This window comes from Rhodovulum marinum (assembly GCF_004343075.1).
Taxonomy (GTDB): Bacteria; Pseudomonadota; Alphaproteobacteria; order Rhodobacterales; family Rhodobacteraceae; genus Rhodovulum; species Rhodovulum marinum.
The window spans coordinates 525,775-543,758 of the sequence record NZ_SLXP01000001.1 but is presented as its reverse complement, the minus strand read 5'-3'; the positions used below and the strand labels follow the sequence as shown (position 1 = coordinate 543,758).

22 protein-coding genes and 1 pseudogene are annotated in these 17,984 nt (G+C 65.3%); 16 read left to right on the top strand and 7 right to left on the bottom strand.

What is annotated here, in order from left to right; genetic code table 11:
* Positions 1-102 precede the first annotated feature (102 nt).
* The 3 genes and pseudogenes from rpmI to EV662_RS20070 form a co-directional block, all read left to right on the top strand.
* Complete coding sequence (rpmI, locus tag EV662_RS02665) at positions 103-303, top strand: 50S ribosomal protein L35 (protein ID WP_132460569.1); 201 nt, start codon at positions 103-105, stop codon at positions 301-303.
* A 13-nt stretch (positions 304-316) separates the two neighbouring features.
* Positions 317-679, top strand: coding sequence for a 50S ribosomal protein L20 (rplT, locus tag EV662_RS02660; protein ID WP_132460568.1), 363 nt, complete (start codon positions 317-319; stop codon positions 677-679).
* A gap of 174 nt (positions 680-853) precedes the next feature.
* Positions 854-1,675 (top strand): annotated as a pseudogene (locus EV662_RS20070) (Hint domain-containing protein); the annotation flags it as partial.
* Positions 1,676-1,842: 167 nt separating this feature from the next.
* Here the strand turns inward: EV662_RS20070 and EV662_RS02650 are convergent.
* Positions 1,843-2,463, bottom strand: a complete 621-nt coding sequence (locus EV662_RS02650) for a nitrogen fixation protein NifQ (protein ID WP_132460566.1) — start codon at positions 2,461-2,463, stop codon at positions 1,843-1,845.
* 286 nt (positions 2,464-2,749) lie between these two features.
* Here EV662_RS02650 and pheS point away from each other — a divergent pair, with 286 nt between their 5' ends.
* The 6 genes from pheS (at position 2,750) to EV662_RS02620 (ending at position 8,561) form a co-directional block, all read left to right on the top strand.
* Positions 2,750-3,823 carry a phenylalanine--tRNA ligase subunit alpha gene (gene pheS / locus EV662_RS02645; protein WP_132460565.1) on the top strand — a complete coding sequence of 358 codons (1,074 nt, stop codon included), beginning with the start codon at positions 2,750-2,752 and terminating at the stop codon, positions 3,821-3,823.
* A 285-nt stretch (positions 3,824-4,108) separates the two neighbouring features.
* Positions 4,109-4,468: a hypothetical protein gene (locus EV662_RS02640; protein ID WP_207903577.1), complete on the top strand. Its 360-nt coding sequence runs from the start codon at positions 4,109-4,111 to the stop codon at positions 4,466-4,468.
* Between the two features lie 202 nt (positions 4,469-4,670).
* Complete coding sequence (locus EV662_RS02635; protein ID WP_132460563.1) at positions 4,671-4,955, top strand: YrhK family protein; 285 nt, start codon at positions 4,671-4,673, stop codon at positions 4,953-4,955.
* Between the two features lie 68 nt (positions 4,956-5,023).
* Positions 5,024-7,423 carry a phenylalanine--tRNA ligase subunit beta gene (gene pheT, locus EV662_RS02630; RefSeq protein ID WP_132460562.1) on the top strand — a complete coding sequence of 800 codons (2,400 nt, stop codon included), beginning with the start codon at positions 5,024-5,026 and terminating at the stop codon, positions 7,421-7,423.
* Positions 7,424-7,447: 24 nt separating this feature from the next.
* A complete protein-coding gene (locus EV662_RS02625; RefSeq protein WP_132460561.1) occupies positions 7,448-8,101 on the top strand; it encodes a phosphoribosyltransferase in 654 nt (217 codons plus the stop codon).
* A 10-nt stretch (positions 8,102-8,111) separates the two neighbouring features.
* Positions 8,112-8,561 (top strand): YtoQ family protein, encoded by a 450-nt coding sequence (locus tag EV662_RS02620; protein ID WP_132460560.1) that lies wholly within the window; start codon positions 8,112-8,114, stop codon positions 8,559-8,561.
* 70 nt (positions 8,562-8,631) lie between these two features.
* Here the strand turns inward: EV662_RS02620 and EV662_RS02615 are convergent, their stop codons facing one another.
* Positions 8,632-9,066 (bottom strand): BLUF domain-containing protein, encoded by a 435-nt coding sequence (locus tag EV662_RS02615; protein ID WP_165915492.1) that lies wholly within the window; start codon positions 9,064-9,066, stop codon positions 8,632-8,634.
* Between the two features lie 140 nt (positions 9,067-9,206).
* On the bottom strand, positions 9,207-9,908 hold the full coding sequence (locus tag EV662_RS02610) for a glutathione S-transferase N-terminal domain-containing protein (protein ID WP_132460558.1): 702 nt from the start codon (positions 9,906-9,908) through the stop codon (positions 9,207-9,209).
* A 148-nt stretch (positions 9,909-10,056) separates the two neighbouring features.
* Between EV662_RS02610 and mscL the strand changes: the two genes are divergently transcribed.
* Complete coding sequence (mscL, locus tag EV662_RS02605) at positions 10,057-10,455, top strand: large-conductance mechanosensitive channel protein MscL (RefSeq protein WP_132460557.1); 399 nt, start codon at positions 10,057-10,059, stop codon at positions 10,453-10,455.
* Positions 10,456-10,489: 34 nt separating this feature from the next.
* Here the strand turns inward: mscL and ald are convergent, their stop codons facing one another.
* Entirely contained in the window at positions 10,490-11,608 is a 1,119-nt protein-coding gene (ald, locus tag EV662_RS02600; protein WP_132460556.1) for an alanine dehydrogenase, read from the bottom strand.
* A gap of 137 nt (positions 11,609-11,745) precedes the next feature.
* Here ald and EV662_RS02595 point away from each other — a divergent pair, with 137 nt between their 5' ends.
* Both EV662_RS02595 and EV662_RS02590 read left to right on the top strand, forming a co-directional pair.
* The gene (locus tag EV662_RS02595; RefSeq protein WP_132460555.1) at positions 11,746-12,204 is read left to right on the top strand and encodes an Lrp/AsnC family transcriptional regulator; all 459 of its coding nucleotides are present in this window, start codon (positions 11,746-11,748) and stop codon (positions 12,202-12,204) included.
* Between the two features lie 24 nt (positions 12,205-12,228).
* Positions 12,229-12,879, top strand: a complete 651-nt coding sequence (locus EV662_RS02590; RefSeq protein ID WP_132460554.1) for a class II aldolase/adducin family protein — start codon at positions 12,229-12,231, stop codon at positions 12,877-12,879.
* A 60-nt stretch (positions 12,880-12,939) separates the two neighbouring features.
* Here EV662_RS02590 and EV662_RS02585 read toward each other — a convergent pair whose 3' ends face one another.
* Entirely contained in the window at positions 12,940-13,245 is a 306-nt protein-coding gene (locus tag EV662_RS02585) for a hypothetical protein (RefSeq protein WP_132460553.1), read from the bottom strand.
* Positions 13,246-13,453: 208 nt separating this feature from the next.
* Entirely contained in the window at positions 13,454-13,660 is a 207-nt protein-coding gene (gene rpsU / locus EV662_RS02580) for a 30S ribosomal protein S21 (protein WP_005614280.1), read from the bottom strand.
* A gap of 111 nt (positions 13,661-13,771) precedes the next feature.
* Here rpsU and EV662_RS02575 point away from each other — a divergent pair, with 111 nt between their 5' ends.
* The 3 genes from EV662_RS02575 to EV662_RS02565 all read left to right on the top strand — a co-directional run bounded on the left by EV662_RS02575 (position 13,772) and on the right by EV662_RS02565 (position 16,239).
* Positions 13,772-14,479: a COQ9 family protein gene (locus tag EV662_RS02575; RefSeq protein ID WP_207903576.1), complete on the top strand. Its 708-nt coding sequence runs from the start codon at positions 13,772-13,774 to the stop codon at positions 14,477-14,479.
* Positions 14,480-14,481: 2 nt separating this feature from the next.
* Positions 14,482-15,471 carry an NAD(P)H-quinone oxidoreductase gene (locus tag EV662_RS02570; protein ID WP_132460552.1) on the top strand — a complete coding sequence of 330 codons (990 nt, stop codon included), beginning with the start codon at positions 14,482-14,484 and terminating at the stop codon, positions 15,469-15,471.
* Between the two features lie 117 nt (positions 15,472-15,588).
* Positions 15,589-16,239, top strand: a complete 651-nt coding sequence (locus EV662_RS02565) for a VPLPA-CTERM sorting domain-containing protein (RefSeq protein WP_132460551.1) — start codon at positions 15,589-15,591, stop codon at positions 16,237-16,239.
* Positions 16,240-16,442: 203 nt separating this feature from the next.
* Here EV662_RS02565 and EV662_RS02560 read toward each other — a convergent pair whose 3' ends face one another.
* On the bottom strand, positions 16,443-17,072 hold the full coding sequence (locus tag EV662_RS02560) for a ribonuclease T2 family protein (protein ID WP_132460550.1): 630 nt from the start codon (positions 17,070-17,072) through the stop codon (positions 16,443-16,445).
* A 132-nt stretch (positions 17,073-17,204) separates the two neighbouring features.
* Between EV662_RS02560 and EV662_RS02555 the strand changes: the two genes are divergently transcribed.
* Complete coding sequence (locus tag EV662_RS02555; RefSeq protein ID WP_132460549.1) at positions 17,205-17,963, top strand: DUF1013 domain-containing protein; 759 nt, start codon at positions 17,205-17,207, stop codon at positions 17,961-17,963.
* The last annotated feature ends 21 nt before the right edge of the window (positions 17,964-17,984 follow it).

The window sequence follows — 17,984 nt, the reverse complement described above, 5'->3', positions numbered from 1 at the left end:
TGCCAGCCGCGCCCGAGGCCCCTATACGCACACCCTCTACCCGCGTGGCCGGCCCCAGAGGCATGCCGAGTCGCGCAGAAACCGCCCGAAAAGGAGACGGAAATGCCCAAGATGAAGACCAAGTCGAGCGCCAAGAAGCGCTTCAAGGTGACCGGGACGGGCAGGGTTCTGTCCGCCCAGGCCGGCAAGCGGCACGGCATGATCAAGCGGCACAAGAAATTCATCCGCAACGCGCGCGGGACCACGACGCTTTCGGCTCCGGACGAAAAGCTCGCCAAGTCCTACATGCCCTACGACCGCTAAGGAGGCCTGAACCATGTCCCGAGTCAAAGGTGGCACGACCACCCACGCCCGTCACAAGAAGGTCATCAAGGCCGCGAAGGGTTATTATGGCCGCCGCAAGAACGCGTTCCGCACCGCGACCCAGGCCGTCGACAAAGCCAACCAGTACGCGACGCGCGACCGCAAGCAGCGCAAGCGTAACTTCCGCGCGCTGTGGATCCAGCGGATCAACGCGGCCGTCCGGGCCCATGACGAGGCGCTGACCTATTCGCGCTTCATCAACGGTCTGTCCAACGCCGGGATCGAGGTGGACCGCAAGGTCCTGGCCGATCTGGCCGTGAACGAACCCGAGGCGTTCGGCGCGATCGTCGAAAAGGCCAAGGCTGCGCTGGCCTGAGCCAAGGCGATGTCGATTTGCGAACCCCCGCCGGCTTTGCCGAGCGGGGGTTTTCTGTGGCGACGTGCAAGTTCTGGCAACGCAGGTCGTTAAGCCTGTTTTAAAGGGCAATGCACGATTCTGGCCTGACACGCCGCGCCGGCCGGGGTGCGTGTGGGACTGGGGCCGTTCGCGATGCCGACGATCTACCTTTGGGAAAAGAGCGACATCACCTCGATCGGCCCCGACGTCTTCTCTGACACACAGGATGCGAATGGCGGTGCGGTCGGAAACTCGACCTTCTCGATCGGCGCCGGGTCCGTCCCGGTGGCAGCCGAGATCACCGACGACGACACGTTTTTCGCCGACGGCGACGCGTCGGGCCAGACCCTTGCCGCCCCGGTTGCCGTCAACGGCGCGACGTTTCCGGCCGGCACGGCGATCAAGGTCGATTACGCCTATATCGTGCGCCCGGCCGGATCGACCGACCCCGCCGACGAGATCACGGTTTATGGCGTCAAGATCGGCAATCACATCGAGGCCGCGGTTTCTGATGCCGAAATCATGCCGGGCGTTACCTACGAGGTCGTCTCGATCGACTCGAACCAGCCCGCAATCGCCTATTCCGATCTGTATGTGTGCTTTGCCGAAGGCACGCGCATCCTGACCGGGGGTGGTGAATCGCGGATCGAGGCTTTGCGGCCCGGCGACCCGGTCCTGACCGCCGATCACGGGATGCAACCGCTGCTGTGGGTCGGGTGCCGGCGGGTACGGGCCGAGGGAGCGGCTGCTCCGGTGGTCTTCGCACCCGGGGCGCTTGGGAACCGGCACAGGCTGTGCCTGTCGCCGCAACACCGGGTTCTGACGCTCTGCGGCGGGCGCGAGGTGCTGGTGGCGGCCAAGGCCTTTGTCGGGCTGCCCGGCGTTACGGTCCAAGCGGGTGGGGTGGTTACGTATTTTCACCTTCTGTTTGCGCGTCACGAGATCCTTTTCGCCGAGGGCGCCCTTGCGGAAAGCCTGAACCCGGGTTCAGAGGCGTGGAAACGCATGACCCCCGCAACGCGCGCTTGGCTCGAGGCATTGTGCCCGCAATTGGCAGCGGGGCCGCTGGACCCGGCGCGCCCGATCATGGGGCCGTCGGCCTGGCGGCGGGCGCAGGGACTGGGTCAGATGGTTCCCGTCGATCAAGCGGGGCCGGCGGCGGTAAGCCCGTTGCGCACCCGTGCCAGCCGGGCTTCGCCGGTTTCCTCGCCGAAACACATCTCGAAATCGCCGCAGGCGCTGCAGGAGGGCGCTGCGCAGAGAACGAAGCCTTCTTCCTCGCAAATCTTGCGGTAGAAGAACCGTTTCCACTTCATGTTGGCGGTGTTCTGCCGGGCCAGTGGCGCGAAATGGCGATCCAGCAGAGCCGACAACTCGTTCCGGTTCCGCAGGCCAAGGTCCTGCCACAGGTGGTCGGGTTCCATCGCGCGGCGCGCCACCATCGCGGCAAGCGGCCGGCCAAGCAGGCTTGGACCGCTGGCGTGATCTTCCAGCAGATTGCGCACCGAATCCTGTTCGATCTCGGCTGTGGGAAGGTCTTGGTCGGCCATCGCCGCCAGCCCTTCGCGACAGGCCGGGAACATCCCCTCGGCCAGCCGATCCAGTGCCCCGCGATCCAGCCCGGAATGGGCACAAACCCTTCCAGCGGTACCGCCCTCTCCTATGGCCAGCGCCAGGATCGAGGCCAGCACATGCGCATCGAACGGATCGGCCCCCGGCGCGGCGCCGGCGATCAGCCAGCGATAGGCCTCGTCTTCGGTCATGGCCAGCGCTCCTTTCGTGCAAGGGGCGGAGGCGGGGCCGGTCGTCCCCACGGGCCGAGGCCGCCCGCAATCCGCCACTTGCCCCCTCATCCTGCGGCCTTGCGCGCCCTGGTCAACGCCGTGCCCGCCAGCCCGCGCGATGCAACACGCCGCCGCCCGGTTTTTCGGCAGCCGCGCGGACCTCTGCCGCCTTGACCGGCAGGGGCCGCATCGCCTGCGCCCGCATTTGCAATCGCGGGCCCCTGTGCTATCGACGCCGCCGAATGCCAGCGAAGGGGCCCCCGGGATGGACGATCTGAGGCAGAAATATCTCGACGCGATCGCAGCTGCCGCCGACGAGGCAGCGTTGGAAGAATTGCGCGTCACCGCGGTCGGCAAGAAGGGCGAGATCAGCCTGAAAATGCGCGAGCTGGGCAAGATGACCCCCGAGGAACGGCAGGTCATGGGCCCCAGGCTGAACGCGCTGAAAGACGAGATCAATTCCGCGCTGTCCGCCCGCAAGGCCGCCCTTGCCGATGCCGCGCTGAACGAACGTCTGCGTGCCGAATGGCTCGACGTCACGCTGCCCGGACGCCCGCGCCCCCGCGGCACGATCCACCCCGTGTCCCAGGTCACCGAAGAGATCACCGCCATCTTCGCCGACATGGGCTTTGCCGTGGCCGAGGGGCCGCAGATCGAAAGCGACTGGTTCAATTTCGACGCGCTGAACATCCCGCCCGAACACCCCGCCCGGCAGGAACACGACACCTTCTTCATGGCGCGCGCGGACGGCGACGACCGCCCGCCGCATGTGCTGCGCACCCACACCTCGCCCGTGCAGATCCGCGCGATGCAGGCCCAGGGCGCGCCGATCCGGGTGATCGCGCCGGGCCGGGTCTATCGTTGCGACTACGACCAGACCCACACGCCGATGTTCCACCAGGTCGAGGGGCTGGCCATCGACCGCGACATTTCCATGGCCAACCTGAAATGGGTGCTCGAGGAATTCTGTCGCGCCTTCTTCGAGGTCGACGGCGTCGAACTCCGCTTCCGCGCCTCGCACTTCCCCTTCACCGAACCCTCCGCCGAGGTCGACATCCGCTGTTCCTGGACCGGCGGCACGCTCAAGATCGGCGAGGGCGACGACTGGATGGAGATCCTCGGCTCCGGCATGGTCCACCCCAAGGTGCTGGCCGCCGGCGGCATCGACCCCGAAGAATGGCAGGGCTTCGCCTTCGGCATGGGCATCGACCGCCTGGCCATGCTGAAATACGGCATCCCCGACCTGCGGGCATTCTTCGATTCAGACCTGCGCTGGCTGAGGCACTACGGCTTCAGCGCGCTGGACAGGCCGACCCTGCATGGGGGGTTGAGTGGGTGAATGTAGTTCTTGTATCGTCGGCGCTTTTTGGTCTCGTGATCTGCGGCTTCGGAATTGCGATATACACTCGCCTTTTCGTCAGATGCCAAGAGCGCGCAGAGTATTCCAGCCTCAGGCAGAGACTGGAGTTATATTCCCTGATGTTGGGGCTGGAAAATAAATATATAAGGCGCACAATGCTCTCTACTGGGCAGCATACAATTTTGCTTGGAATTTTAAAAAAAAACTGAGGCTAAAAATGCAGTACTTCTTGCCTTCGTAGTCTTCGTGCTTACTGCGCTTTTGATGCAGGTGCCGACACTCGGGGACGTTAACTCGCTATCGAACTTGTTAGCCTACTGCGCTATAGGGGCATTGTCTGGAGTTCTGCTGTCACGCGTGGATGGAGTAAGTCATATAGGTCAATCAAGCTTTAAAGCACTTCCTGACGGAAGCGCGCTTGAAGCGAAGCTGGATAGCGCCGAGGCCATGCAGAAAGACCTAATGAAGAATCTTATAAAGAAAGAGAGTGCATTTCACGCGGGGTTATCCGCCTTGGTTTTGATTGTTTTTCTAATGGCGTCAAGTTTTGCGCTTTCCGCCGATTATCCTGAAATAAAAAAGTGGAATGATATCTTTGTTGGGCATAGCGCGGCAAGCGGCTAGCAAGCGTAGGGTGGGTATAACCCACCACTTGGCCGAACGCGCTCACAGGCAGCACCCGTAGGGTGGGTGAAACCCACCACCCCGCAAGAACCCGCAATGGTGGGTTGGCACCCACCCTACGTTTTCACAACGCCCGGCCCATGGTGAACCGATCCCCGCCTGATACGTTGGCCCAGCACACCGGCCAGAGGGGATGCCCAGGATGCAGCTTTTCCAGCACCAGAACCGCGAACGCAACGCCGAGACCCGGCGCGTCTATGCCGCCTACGAGATCGCCCATACCGCCGTCGATTTCGCCGCCGCGCTGTGCTTTCTCGTCGGCTCGGTGCTGTTCTTCTGGCAATCCCTCGAAACCCCCGCGATCTGGCTGTTCGTCATCGGCTCGGGGTTCTTCTTCCTCAAGCCCTCGATCCGCCTCGCGCGCGAGATACGGCTGTGGCGGATGGGCCGGGTCGACACGCTGGCGGCGCGCGCGGAACAGGAGTAGGCCCCTTTCCCCGCGCCCCCCTTTGGGCTAGAGACAGGCCCGACCCGCGACCCAAAGGCGTGACGCAGATGAAATTCACCCTCTCCTGGCTGAAGGACCACCTCGACACCGAGGCGTCCCTCGACGACATCCTCTACGCGCTGACCGACCTGGGGCTGGAGGTCGAGGGCGTCGAGAACCCCGCGAAGAAGCTTGAGGAATTCACCATCGGCCGCGTCCTCAAGGCCGAGAAGCACCCCGATGCCGACCGCCTGCGCGTCTGCCAGGTGGCGACCGCGCTGGGCGAACAGCAGATCATCTGCGGCGCCCCCAATGCGCGCGAGGGGATCACCGTCGTGGTGGCGCATCCCGGCACCTATATCCCCGGCATCGACACGATCATCCAGGTCGGCAAGATCCGCGGGATCGAAAGCCATGGCATGATGTGTTCCGAACGCGAGATGGAACTTTCGGACGAGCACGACGGCATCATCGAGTTGCCGAGCGGCGAGGTCGGGCAGAAATTCACCGACTGGCTGGCCGAGAACGACCCGGCCAAGGTCGATCCCGTCATCGAGATCGCGATCACGCCCAACCGCCCCGACGCGCTGGGCGTGCGCGGCATCGCGCGCGACCTGGCCGCGCGCGGCGTCGGCAGGCTGAAACCGCAGGCGGTGGACCCCGTGCCCGGCGCCTTCCCGTGCCCCATCGGCGTGACCATCGACCCGGCGCTCAAGGACAAGGGCGCGCCCCATTTCACCGGCCGCCTGATCCGCGGGGTGAAGAACGGCCCCAGCCCGCAATGGCTTCAGGACCGGCTGAGGGCGATCGGCCTGCGCCCGATCTCGGCGCTGGTCGATATCACCAACTTCTTCACCTATGACCAGAACCGCCCGCTGCACGTCTTCGATGCGGATGTGGTCAAAGGGGGCCTGCGCATCCACCCGGCCGAGGGGAATGAAACCCTGCTGGCGCTGGATGAAAAGGAATACAACTTCGCCCAAGGCATGATGGTGATCTCCGACGAGTCCGGCCCCGAAAGCATCGCCGGCATCATGGGCGGCGAGCATACCGGCGTGACCGAGGGCACGGTGAACGTCTTCCTGGAAAGCGCCTTTTGGGACCCGATCACCATCGCCACCACGGGCCGCGCGCTGAAGATCAATTCCGACGCGCGCTACCGTTTCGAACGCGGCGTCGACCCGGCCTATACCCTGCCGGGGCTGGAAGCCGCGACGCGGATGATCCTGGACCTGTGCGGGGGCGAGCCGTCCGAGGTGGCGGCCGATGGCGCGCCGCTTGAAATGGACCGCGCCTTCCGCCTCGATACCGACCGCGTGGCGCGGCTGGTGGGCATGGATATTCCGGCGGAGGAGCAGCGCGCGACGCTGACCGCGCTGGGCTTCCGGCTGGAGGGCGACACGGCCCACGTGCCCTCCTGGCGCCCCGACGTTCAGGGCGAGGCGGACCTTGTCGAGGAGGTCGCCCGCGTCGCCTCGCTGACGAAACTGGAAGGCAAGCGCCTGCCCCGGTCGCATGTCGGCGTGCCTACCGGCATCCTGACGCCGATGCAGAAACGCGAGGCCGCGGCCCGGCGCACCTGCGCGGCCCTGGGTTACAACGAATGCGTCACCTATTCCTTCATTGACCAGGGTTCGGCGGCGCTGTTCGGGGGCGGCGATGACGCGACCGCGCTGGAGAATCCGATTTCCAGCGAGATGAGCCACATGCGGCCCGCGCTGCTTCCGGGTCTGTTGCAGGCCGCCGCGCGCAACCAGGCCCGCGGCTTTGCCGATCTGGCGCTGTTCGAGGTGGGGCCTGCCTTTCACGGGGCCGAGCCGGGCGAACAGCACCTGCTGGTCTCGGGCCTTCTGGTCGGGCACACCGCGCCGCGCGATCCCTTCGGATCGCGCCGTCCGGTCGATGTCTACGACGCCAAGGCCGATTGCGAGGCGGTGCTGGCGGCCATCGGGGCCCCGGCCAAGGCGCAGATCCTGCGCGGCGCGGCCGATCACTGGCACCCGGGCCGGCATGGCATGATCTGCCTCGGTCCGAAAAAGGTGTTGGCCGTGTTCGGAGAGCTGCACCCCAAGGTTCTGCGCGAGATGGATGTGAAGGGCCCTGCCATGGCCTTTACCGTCTGGCTGGAAGAGGCACCGATGCCGCGCAAGAAGGGGGCGACCCGCGATGCGCTGGGGGTGTCCGACTTGCAGGCGGTGGAACGCGATTTCGCCTTCGTACTGGATGCCGACACACCTGCGCTGAACGTGGTCAACGCCGCTGCCGGGGCCGACAAGGCGTTGATTGAAGAGGTGCGCGTTTTCGACGAATTCGTCGGCGGCAGCCTGGGCGAGGGCAAGAAATCGCTGGCCATCACGGTGCGCATGCAGCCGATGGACCGCACGCTGACCGACGAGGAAATCGAGGCGGTCGGCAAGAAGATCGTCGAGAAGGTCCAAAAGGCGACGGGCGGCACGCTCAGGGGCTAGTGCCCGTCCAGGGGGGAACGCGCGATGTTCGATAACCGCGAGGAGGCCGGACGCAGGCTGGCCGAGAAGGTCGCCGCCGCAGACCCCGAAAATCCGGTGGTCCTGGCGCTGCCGCGCGGCGGTGTGCCGGTGGCGATTCCCGTGGCACAGGCGCTGGGCGCGCCGCTGGACCTGGCCTTCGTGCGCAAGATCGGCATGCCCGGCAATCCCGAACTGGCGGCCGGGGCCGTGGTCGACGGCCAGGCGCGGGAAGTCGTGTTCAACGAAGATCTGTTGCGCCAGACCGGTCTGACCCATGCCGATTTTACGGCCCAGGTGGAGCAAAAGCTGACCGAGATCGAGGCGCGGCGCACGGCCTATCTGGGCGACCGCCAGCCCCAGAAGATCGCCGGCCGCACAGCCATCGTCGTCGATGACGGTATCGCCACGGGGGCTACCGTGCGCGCCGTGCTGCAGGCGCTGAGGAAACGCGGGCCGCTTGAGGTCTGGCTTGCCGTTCCGGTCGGCCCGCAGGAGGCGATCTGGCAGATGCGGGGCATGACCGACCGGCTGGTCTTTCTCGAGGCGCCGCGCGACTTCCGGGCTGTGGGCGCTCATTACAAGCAATTCGATCAGGTCGAGGATGACGAGGTGATGCGCCTGCTGCGCGCCGCCTGGGATTCCGAGGACAAGCGATAGGGAGGGAAGGATGACGCTGAAGGTTTACCTGTCTGGTGAGATCCACACCGATTGGCGCGAGCAGATCATCGAGGGAGCAAAGGGGCTGGATGTGGCCTTCGACAGCCCGGTTACGGATCATGCCGCCAGCGACGATTGCGGCGTGGCGATCCTGGGGGCCGAGGACAACAAGTTCTGGCACGATCACAAGGGGGCGATGGTCAACGCGATCCGCACCCGCAAGGGGATTGCGGACGCAGACATCGTGGTGGTGCGCTTTGGCGAGAAATACAAACAGTGGAACGCGGCCTTCGACGCGGGCTATGCCGCGGCGTTGGGCAAGTCGCTGATCGTCCTGCACGGCCCCGAGCATGCTCACGCGCTGAAAGAAGTCGACGCCGCCGCGTTGGCCGTGGCCGAGCGGCCCGAGCAGGTCGTCCAGATCCTGCGCTATGTGCTGACCGGGGCATTGCCGGGCTGAGGCCCGGCGCGCGGGCGACGCGGCGAAACCGGATCCGCGTTGCCGGTGGCGTGCGGCACACGCGGCCGCGTTACTCGACGCGTTGGATTTCTAAGTCGTGCTGTTGGCCGGCATGGGCAGCAAAGGCTTGGATCAGGGGCAGGGGATCGATATCGGGTTGGGGCTCCAACCACGACCTTTCGGCCAAAATACCGTCGGTCGGAAGGTTTTCCTCGGGAATTTGGCCCATGTCCCAGTCGGGAAAAAACCGTGTGTCCAGCGTGCCTTCTGCAAGGAGCAAGAAATCCTTGTGGCGGCGGTCCTTCTGAATCCGGGCGACTTTGCGTGTCAGCGGTCCGCGCGGGCCTTCGAGATATTGCAGAAAGCAGCCACGCTCCATGTGCAGAAAGCCGGTCAGCCCCTCCTTCGGGTTGTTTCGCACGCTTTCGGCGAGGATCCCGATGATGGTCTTGTCGTCGAAACCTCGCCGCGCGGTGCTTCGGTACAGGATGAAGGACAGTTCCAATGCCGTGCCTCTCGTCCGGTCTGCTGGCATGGTTCCTATCGCATGGCGTTTCTTAAAAAGCCGTTCATTCGCGACGGCAGCTCACGGCCTTCGCCCCCAGAAGCCTTGGCGAGGACGTAGGGAGTGCCGTCCGCCTTCCATCACTCTCGCGGCGGTTGCGCCAGGCCCCGCTGCACGGCATCGCGTGCCAGGAACCGGTCGAGATAGGCGGGCAGGTTGCGGAATTCGTCCCAGCCGACGATCTCGCGCGCCTCGTAGCCCACAAGAACGGTTCGCAGCCAGGGTGCGATGGCGATGTCGGCGATGGAGTACTCGCCACAGACCCAGTCGCGCCCGTCCAGCCGCTGGTCCAGCACCCGCATCAACCGCACGGACTCGCCGACATAACGTTCGCGCGGGCGCGGATCCTCGATCTCCGAGCCCTTGAATTTGACGAAGAACCCCATTTGCCCGAACATCGGCCCCACGCCGCCCATCTGGAACATCAGCCACTGCAGCACCTCGTAGCGGACGCGCGGCGCGGCTGGCAGGAGCTGGCCGGTCTTCTCGGCCAGGTAGATCAGGATTGCCCCGCTTTCGAAAAGCGGCATCGGTTCGCCGCCCGGCCCGTCGGGGTCGATGATCGCGGGAATCTTGTTGTTGGGGTTCAGCGCAAGGAAGCCTTCGTCGAACTGGTCATCTTCCAGGATCGAGACCCGGTGTGCGTCATAGGGCAGGCCGGTTTCTTCCAGCATGATCGACACCTTTACCCCGTTCGGCGTGGGGAAGGAATAAAGCTGGATCGCGCCCGGCGTGCGCGGCGGCCAGCGTTTTGTAACCGGGTGAACAATATCCATGGTCATGCCGTCCCTGTCCGCAGGAAATCGCCGTCCTTCTGGGGGCTGGGCCAAGAAAATGCAACACCGCTCGCCGGCGCCGCGCTAGGGTGGGGTTACCGTCGTTTTCCCGGCGGAACAGGGACCGGAAACACGAATTTCAATTGGAGAAAGCATGCTGAAAGAATTTCGCGACTTCATTGCCCGCGGCAATGTCATGGACATGGCCGTCGGCATCATCATCGGCGCCGCCTTCACGGCCATCGTCACCTCGCTGGTCGACGACCTGATCAACCCGATCATCGGGTTGTTCCTGGGTGGTGTGGATTTCTCGGGGATGGGCATTCGTATCGGCGAGGGCGAGAATGCCGGTGTCTTCGCCTATGGCAACTTCATCACCGCGCTGATCAATTTCCTGATCATCGCGTGGGTGGTCTTCCTGTTGGTCAAGATGGTCAACAAGGTCAAGGACATGGCCATGAGAGAGCAGGAAAAGCCCGCCGAGGCGCCCGCTGGCCCCTCGCAAGAGGAACTGCTGATGGAGATCCGCGACGCGCTCCAGGCGCGCGGCTGATCCGCAGGAAAGGGGGCGCCCGTTGCCGGGCGCCCTATTCCCTGAGCGCGAGATGCGGCGACAGAACGTCGATCCCCTGCGCGCGCCCCACGGCATAGTAGGTCAGGTGACCCGCATGGGTGTTCAGCCCCGCCAGAAGGTGCGGGTCGTCCTCGCAGGCCTGCCGCCAGCCCTTGTTCGCCAGCGCCAGCAGGAAGGGCATCGTCGCGTTGCCCAGCGCGATGGTCGAGGTCCGCGGCACCGCGCCGGGCATGTTCGCCACGCAGTAATGCACGATCCCGTCCACGTCGTAGGTCGGGGCGTCATGGGTGGTGGGCTTCGAAGTCTCGAAACAGCCGCCCTGGTCGATGGCGACGTCCACCAGCACCGCGCCGGGTTTCATGCCGGACAGGTCGTTCCGGCGCACCAGCTTGGGTGTTTCGGCGCCGGGGATCAACACCGCCCCCACCACCATGTCGGCATGGCCCAGCACCTCGGACAGCGCGCCCGCCGAGGAATAGCGCGTGCGGAACGTGGTGCCGAACACGTCGTCGAGATAACGCAGCCGCGGCAGCGACCGGTCCAGGACCGTCACCTCGGCCCCCATCCCCGCGGCGATCCGGGCCGCGTGCGTGCCGACCACGCCGCCGCCGATCACCACCACCTCGGCCGGGCCCACGCCCGGCACACCGCCCATCAGCGTGCCGCGCCCGCCATTGGCCTTTTGCAGCGCCCAGGCCCCCATCTGCGCGGCCAGGCGCCCGGCCACCTCGGACATCGGCGCCAGAAGCGGCAAGCCGCCAGCCGCATCGGTCACGGTTTCATAGGCAATCGCGGTCACGCCGCTGTCCAGAAGGTCGCGGGTCTGCTCGGGGTCGGGGGCAAGGTGCAGATAGGTGAACAGCACCTGCCCCTCGCGCAGGCGCTTGCGTTCGGCCGCTTGCGGTTCCTTGACCTTCACGATCATCTCGGCCCGCTCGAACACCTCTTCGGCACTGTCCACCAGAACCGCGCCTGCCGCCGTGTAATCGTCATCGGCGAAGCCCGCCCCCAGCCCGGCGCCCGCCTCCACCAGCACCTCGTGGCCATGGGCCACCGCCTCGCGGACGGCATTGGGCGTCAGCCCCACCCGGTATTCCTGCGGCTTGATCTCCTTGGGGCAGCCAATACGCATGTCTCTCTCCCTCCCTGAATGGCGACAGGATGCCGCGGATCGTGGGGGATTGCATTGAATTCCGCCCCCTCGTGCCCGTGTCTTTCCGACAGGAATGTGCAAGGATTGGGCCGGACTTCGAAGGAATCGGCGACTTGATGGACCTTGACGACACGGACCGGCGCCTGTTGCGCGTGCTGCAGAAACAGGGGCGCATTTCCAATGCCGAACTCAGCGAGCGGGTGAACCTCTCGCCCTCGGCCTGTCACCGCCGCGTGGCGCGATTGGAACGCGCGGGGGTCATCCGTGACTACGTGGCCCTGCTCGATCCGCGAAAGATGGCCCGGCCCACCACCGTCTTTGTCGAAATCACGCTATCGGGGCAGGCCGACGAGGTACTGGAGGCCTTTGAAAAGGCCGTGGCACGGGTGCCGGACGTTCTGGAATGCCACCTTATGGCGGGGACCGCCGATTACCTGCTCAAGGTCGTGGCCGAGGACAGCGAGGATTTCGCCCGCATCCACCGGCAATACCTGACCCGGCTGCCCGGCGTGACGCGGATGCAATCCTCGTTTGCGCTGAGAACGGTGTTCAAGACCACCGCCCTGCCGGTATAGCAGGCACAAAGAACGGAGGCCGGTATGGGCGAAGAGCAAGACAAGCGCGCGGCGATCGTGGCCGCCTGCCTGAAGATGAACGCCGTGGGGCTGAACCAGGGCAGTTCGGGCAATATCAGCGTGCGCCATGGCGACGGGCTTCTGATCACGCCCAGCTCAATCCCCTACGAGGAGATGACGCCCGAGGATATCGTGTTCCTCGCGATGGACGGTACGCCCCACGGAGGCCGCAAGCCTTCCTCCGAATGGCGCTTTCACCGGGACATTCTGCGGGCCCGGGCCGATCTGGGGGCGGTGGTGCATGCCCATGCGCCGTTCTGCACGACGCTTGCGATCATGCACATGGAGATTCCGGCGGTGCATTATATGGTCGCCGCGGCGGGCGGCGAGAACATCCGCTGCGCGCCCTATGAAACCTTCGGCACGCAGGCGCTGTCGGATCGCGTTCTGAAGGCGATGGAGGGACGCAAGGCCTGCCTGATGGCCCATCACGGGATGATCGCGGCCGAGGCAACCCTGGACAAGGCGATGTGGCTGGCCATCGAGGTCGAGGCGCTGGCCCGCCAGTACCACGGCGCGTTGCTTCTGGGCGATCCGCCCGTGCTGGACGAGGCGCAGCTGGCAGAGGCGGTGGCGCAATTCACCGCAGGATATGGGCAGGCCGAAAGGAGCTGAGCGTCCGTTCCCGCAGCGCCTTGGCCGGTTCACCATGCGGAGAGCCGTACGAGACGCGTGTCATGCCATGTTCTGGCGCGCCACGCGGGCCGAGACCTCTTGCAGCCCATGCACGAGGAATATGCCCATGATGCCGTGGTAGACGATCATGCCGCCCAGCACGTGCAGCATGTTCACCCAGCCCCAGGCGAAGGCGGTGGCCACCGTGACGCCCAGCGCAGCCACGGCCGAAACCGCCAGCGCCAGCAGCATCGCGCGCCCGTTCACTCCCAGCCTGCGGGCAACGATGTCGCGGCGTTCAAGGCCGGCCGCGCCAAGCAGCAGGGTCAGGGACAGGCCGAAATAGATGGTCAGCAGCAGGAACACCGCCCGACTCCTTTCTTGTCTTGTCTTGTCTTGACGTGTCGCGGTGCGGTCCACCGCTGAAACCAGATTAGCCCGCGGGACGGGGATCGGCAATCCGGCGATGGGCTGCGCCGGGCGGATTACGCCGCCCCACAAACAACAAACCCCCGGGCAAAGCCGCGGGGGTCGTCGCACCGGGGCCGAAGCCCCCGTTCGCATGTCGACGGGCTTACAGAAGCCCTTCGCGCTGTGCTTTCTTGCGCGCCAGCTTCCGGGCGCGGCGAATGGCCTCGGCCTTCTCGCGCGCCTTCTTCTCGGACGGTTTCTCGAAATGCTGCTTCAGCTTCATTTCGCGGAACACGCCCTCACGCTGAAGTTTCTTCTTCAGCGCTCGAAGCGCCTGGTCGACATTGTTGTCGCGAACGCTCACCTGCATGTGGTTGTCACCACCTTTCCTGTTAGAGTTGCCATTTTCAGCAGGAAGTGGCCGTATAGCAAAGCCTCGCTAACTTGTCTATAGACCGAGCCGACACCAGGAGGGCCCCATATGACCGACACGCCGACCGGGATGGACCAGATCACCGAACAGCTGCTGGATGCGGCCATGATGCATGTGCCCTTTGACGGGTGGAGCGAGGCCGCCTTCCGGGCAGCGATCGCCGATTCGGGCGTCGAACCGCAGATGGCCCGCGCTGCCTGTCCGCGCGGGGCGGTCGACCTGGCCGCCGCCTATCACAGACGTGGCGATGACGAGATGGTGCGGCGGTTGCATGCGGTCGATCTGTCCGAAATGCGGATTCGCGACAAGGTGGCCCTGGCGGTCCGTTACCGGATCGAGGCGGTGGACGACAAGGAAGTGGTCCGCCGCGGCGCGACGCTGTTTGCGCTGCCGCAATACGCCGCCGATGGTTCGCGGCTGGTCTGGGGCACGGCCGACCGGATCTGGACGGCGCTGGGCGATTCCTCGGATGATGTGAACTGGTACACCAAGCGGGCCTCGCTTGCGGCGGTCTATGGCGCAACCGTCCTGTATTGGCTGGGCGACGAGACGCCGGGCGACCAGGCTACCTGGGAATTCCTCGACCGCCGGATCGAGAACGTCATGCAGTTCGAGAAGGCAAAGGCGCAGGTCGGCAAAAGCTGGCTGCTGAAGCCGCTTCTCTTCGGGCCGAACCTGATCGCCAGCCAGATCAAGCCGCCGCATGCCCGCCCGCGGTTCCGCATGCCGGGTTCGCTGACCCCGCGGACGGAGTGACCATGACCCTTCCCGCCACGATGCGCGCCGTCGAAATCACCGAGGCCGGCGGGCCCGACGTCTTGCGCACCACCGAGCGCCCGGTGCCCCAGCCCGGCGCGGGCGAGATCCTGATCCGGCTGGCCTATGCGGGTGTGAATCGGCCAGATGCGCTCCAGCGTGCCGGGCTTTACGCGCCGCCGTCCTGGGCGTCGGACCTGCCCGGTCTGGAAGGTGCGGGCGAGGTGGTGGCGATCGGTCCAGACGTGTCGGGCATCGCGGTGGGGGATCAGGTCTGTGCGCTGCTGCCCGGGGGTGGCTATGCCGATTACGTGGTGACGCCCGCGGCGCACGCGCTGCCCGTCCCCGAAGGCCTGAGCCTGAAAGAGGCCGCCTGTCTGCCCGAGACGTTTTTCACCGTCTGGTCGAACGCGTTCATGCGCGGGGGGCTGGTTTCGGGCGAACGCTTCCTTGTCCACGGTGGGTCCTCCGGTATCGGTACCACCGCCATACAACTTGCCGCTGTGTTCGGGGCGCGGGTATTCGCAACCGCCGGGAGCCCCGAGAAATGCGCCGCCTGCGCGGCGTTGGGCGCCGAACGTGCGATCAACTATCGCGAAGAGGATTTCGTCGAGGTTTTGCGCGGCGAGGGCGGTGCGAACCTGATCCTGGACATGGTCGGGGGCGATTACCTGCCGAAGAACGTCAAGGCGCTGGCCGACGAGGGGCGGCTGGTGCAGATCGCGTTTTTGAAAGGCCCCAAGGTCGAGTTGAATTTCGCCCAGGTGATGATGCGGCGACTGACGATCACCGGATCCACCCTGCGCCCGCAATCGGACCTTGCAAAGGCCCGGATCGCCGAAGATTTGCGGCAGAAGGTCTGGCCGCTGATCGCCGCGGGCCGCGTCCGCCCGGTGATGGACAGCGAGTTCCCGCTGGAGGACGCCGCCGCTGCGCACGCGCGGATGGAATCGAGCGCCCACGTTGGAAAGATCGTGCTGAAAGTGGCCTGATCGGCCGGCCCTGCGAAACGCTTTGTTTCCCGCATCGGGCTGGCCATGTTTCCGCCACAGAATTACCTTGATCTGGACGGTTGCGCGTTGCGGCCGGGTTTTTGAACGGTATTTCGGGTGGCGAAGATGCGTATTTTGGGGTTGGCCGGCTTGGCCCTTGTCGGCTCGCTTTCGGCGGCTTCGGCCACGACCATGCAGCTTGACTATGTCGGGCAGGAAAAAGGCGCGGCAGGCACCTATTTCCGATTTGACGGAACGGATATGGCCGCAAGCGCGGGCGAATTCACCTTCGACGTCGCCGGCACGGGGCAGCAACTGCTGGCATGGTGCGTGGACATCGCGCACCGTCTGATCCAGACGCCCACGCCTTACGCGTCCGCGCCGGATCTGTTCGGCCCGCAGATTGTCGACAATCTTGACCGGCTGTTCACCCAGCATTACGCCGACGTGACCGACGCGGTCAGTTCGGCGGCGTTCCAGGTTGCGATCTGGGAACTGGTCTACGATAGCGCGGATATCAGCCTTTCGTCGGGCATGTTCTCGCTGCGCGACCGGACGCCCGACAGCGTCGAGACGATGGCCGCGGAATTTCTGAATCTCGATGCAAGTGCTGGTGGTTATCGGCTGAGTTTTCTGCGCTCAGAGGCAGGCCCGGTTCCGAGCCAGAACCTTGTGAGCGTCGCGCCAGTACCCTTGCCGGCCTCGGCTGTGCTGATGCTGGCCGGCCTTGCGATGCTGGGATCTGCGCGGCGCCGCGGCGGGGCCTGACGGCTGCGGCTGCGCAAAACGCCGCCACCCGGACAGGACCAAGGGCGTATTTTGGGGGAAATCGCCCGACGGTCCGCGGGGTAGGCGGAAGGCCCCGCCCATTTCGGGCGGGGCCGACGAATTCTTGGGATGGCGGGACTGACGCCTTGATCAACGATCCTGCCGGGGTTTTCCCGGTGGTTCGGTCACGGCGGATCGTTGGGTCAGCGCATGGCTTCCATCAGCGCATCCCGCTGTTCGCAGTCGTTCACGACGTCGGCGCCGCAGAGCCGCGGTTTCAGTTCGCGTGTCAGGCACAGCCGCACCTCCTGGATGCGCCCGGCCTTGCAGGTGACGGTCACCATGTCGGGCCGCCAGTCCGGGTTCGCCTGCAGGAACGCCTCTTCGACGACGGCCGCGGGCAGGCGGACATCGTCGGGCAACTGGCGAAACACCTCGGGCCGGTTCACCGCCTGGTAGGCGCGCCGTGACAGGGTGTAATACTCCTCGGCCGACAATCCCGAGCAGCGACCATGCTTGTTCCACTGGTGCCATGCGGCGCCGGAACTGCCCATGATATCGGCCATCTCGCCGGTTTCCGCGCGCGAGGGGTTGCGTTCCTCTGTGGCGCAATAGCTTGGCCAGCCGCGTTCGTATTGCGGCCAGAGCCCGTGCAAGACCCAGCCATGGCCGCTGTCGTCCGCGCATTGCGGGCTGCCGCGGCGGTCTCCTTCAAGGGCGCACCAGGTCGGTGACCAGCTGAGCGACAACACGTAATAGTCGAACACGCCGGCGGCCTCACCCTCGGCGCGGGTGAAGGTTGCGGTCAGAATCAGCAGGACAAGCCAGCGCATTTTCTCTTTTCTCCTGGCGCGTGGCCGACTATATACACGCTCAACCTCCCCGAAAACGAGGATCCGCGCCACCCCGGCGCAGCCGTTTTCCCGGCTGGGGAGCCTGTTGTTTGTTCGAGAGGAGTTGAACCCATGAACAAGCCGATCATGGCAAAGGCGACCGCTGTCTGGCTGGTAGACAACACCACGCTGACATTCAAGCAGATCGCCGATTTTTGCGGCATGCACGAACTCGAGGTGCAGGGCATCGCCGATGGCGACGTTGCCGCGGGGGTCAAGGGCTTCGATCCGGTCGCGAACAACCAGCTTGATCCGGTCGAGATCGAGAAGGGCGAGGCCGATCCGCTGTATCGTCTGAAGTTGAAGTTCAACCCCGCCGCCGTGGGCGAAGAAAAGCGCCGCGGCCCGCGCTATACGCCGTTGTCCAAACGGCAGGACCGCCCGGCCGCGATCCTGTGGCTGGTCAAGTTCCACCCGGAACTGTCGGATGGCCAGATCTCCAAGCTGGTCGGTACGACCAAGCCGACGATCCAGTCGATCCGCGAGCGGACGCATTGGAACATTTCGAACATCCAGCCGATCGACCCGGTGGCGCTTGGCCTGTGCAAGCAGACCGAACTGGATGCCGCCGTGCAGAAGGCCGCGAAGAAGAAGGCCGCCGAGGGCGTGCTGATGACGGATGACGAGCGGCGCAAGCTGGTGTCGACCGAGCAGTCGCTGGGGATGGACCCAGAGCCGCGCATGCCTACGGCGATCTCGGGGCTCGAGACATTCACCCTGTCGGGCAGTGACGACGACGACAAGGAAGACCCGGTGCCCGACGCGGACAGCTTCTTCAACCTGCCCGACAGTGATGACGAGGACGACGATGAGGACGAAACGGGCCGCTAACCCGTGTGGCGCGGCACCCCG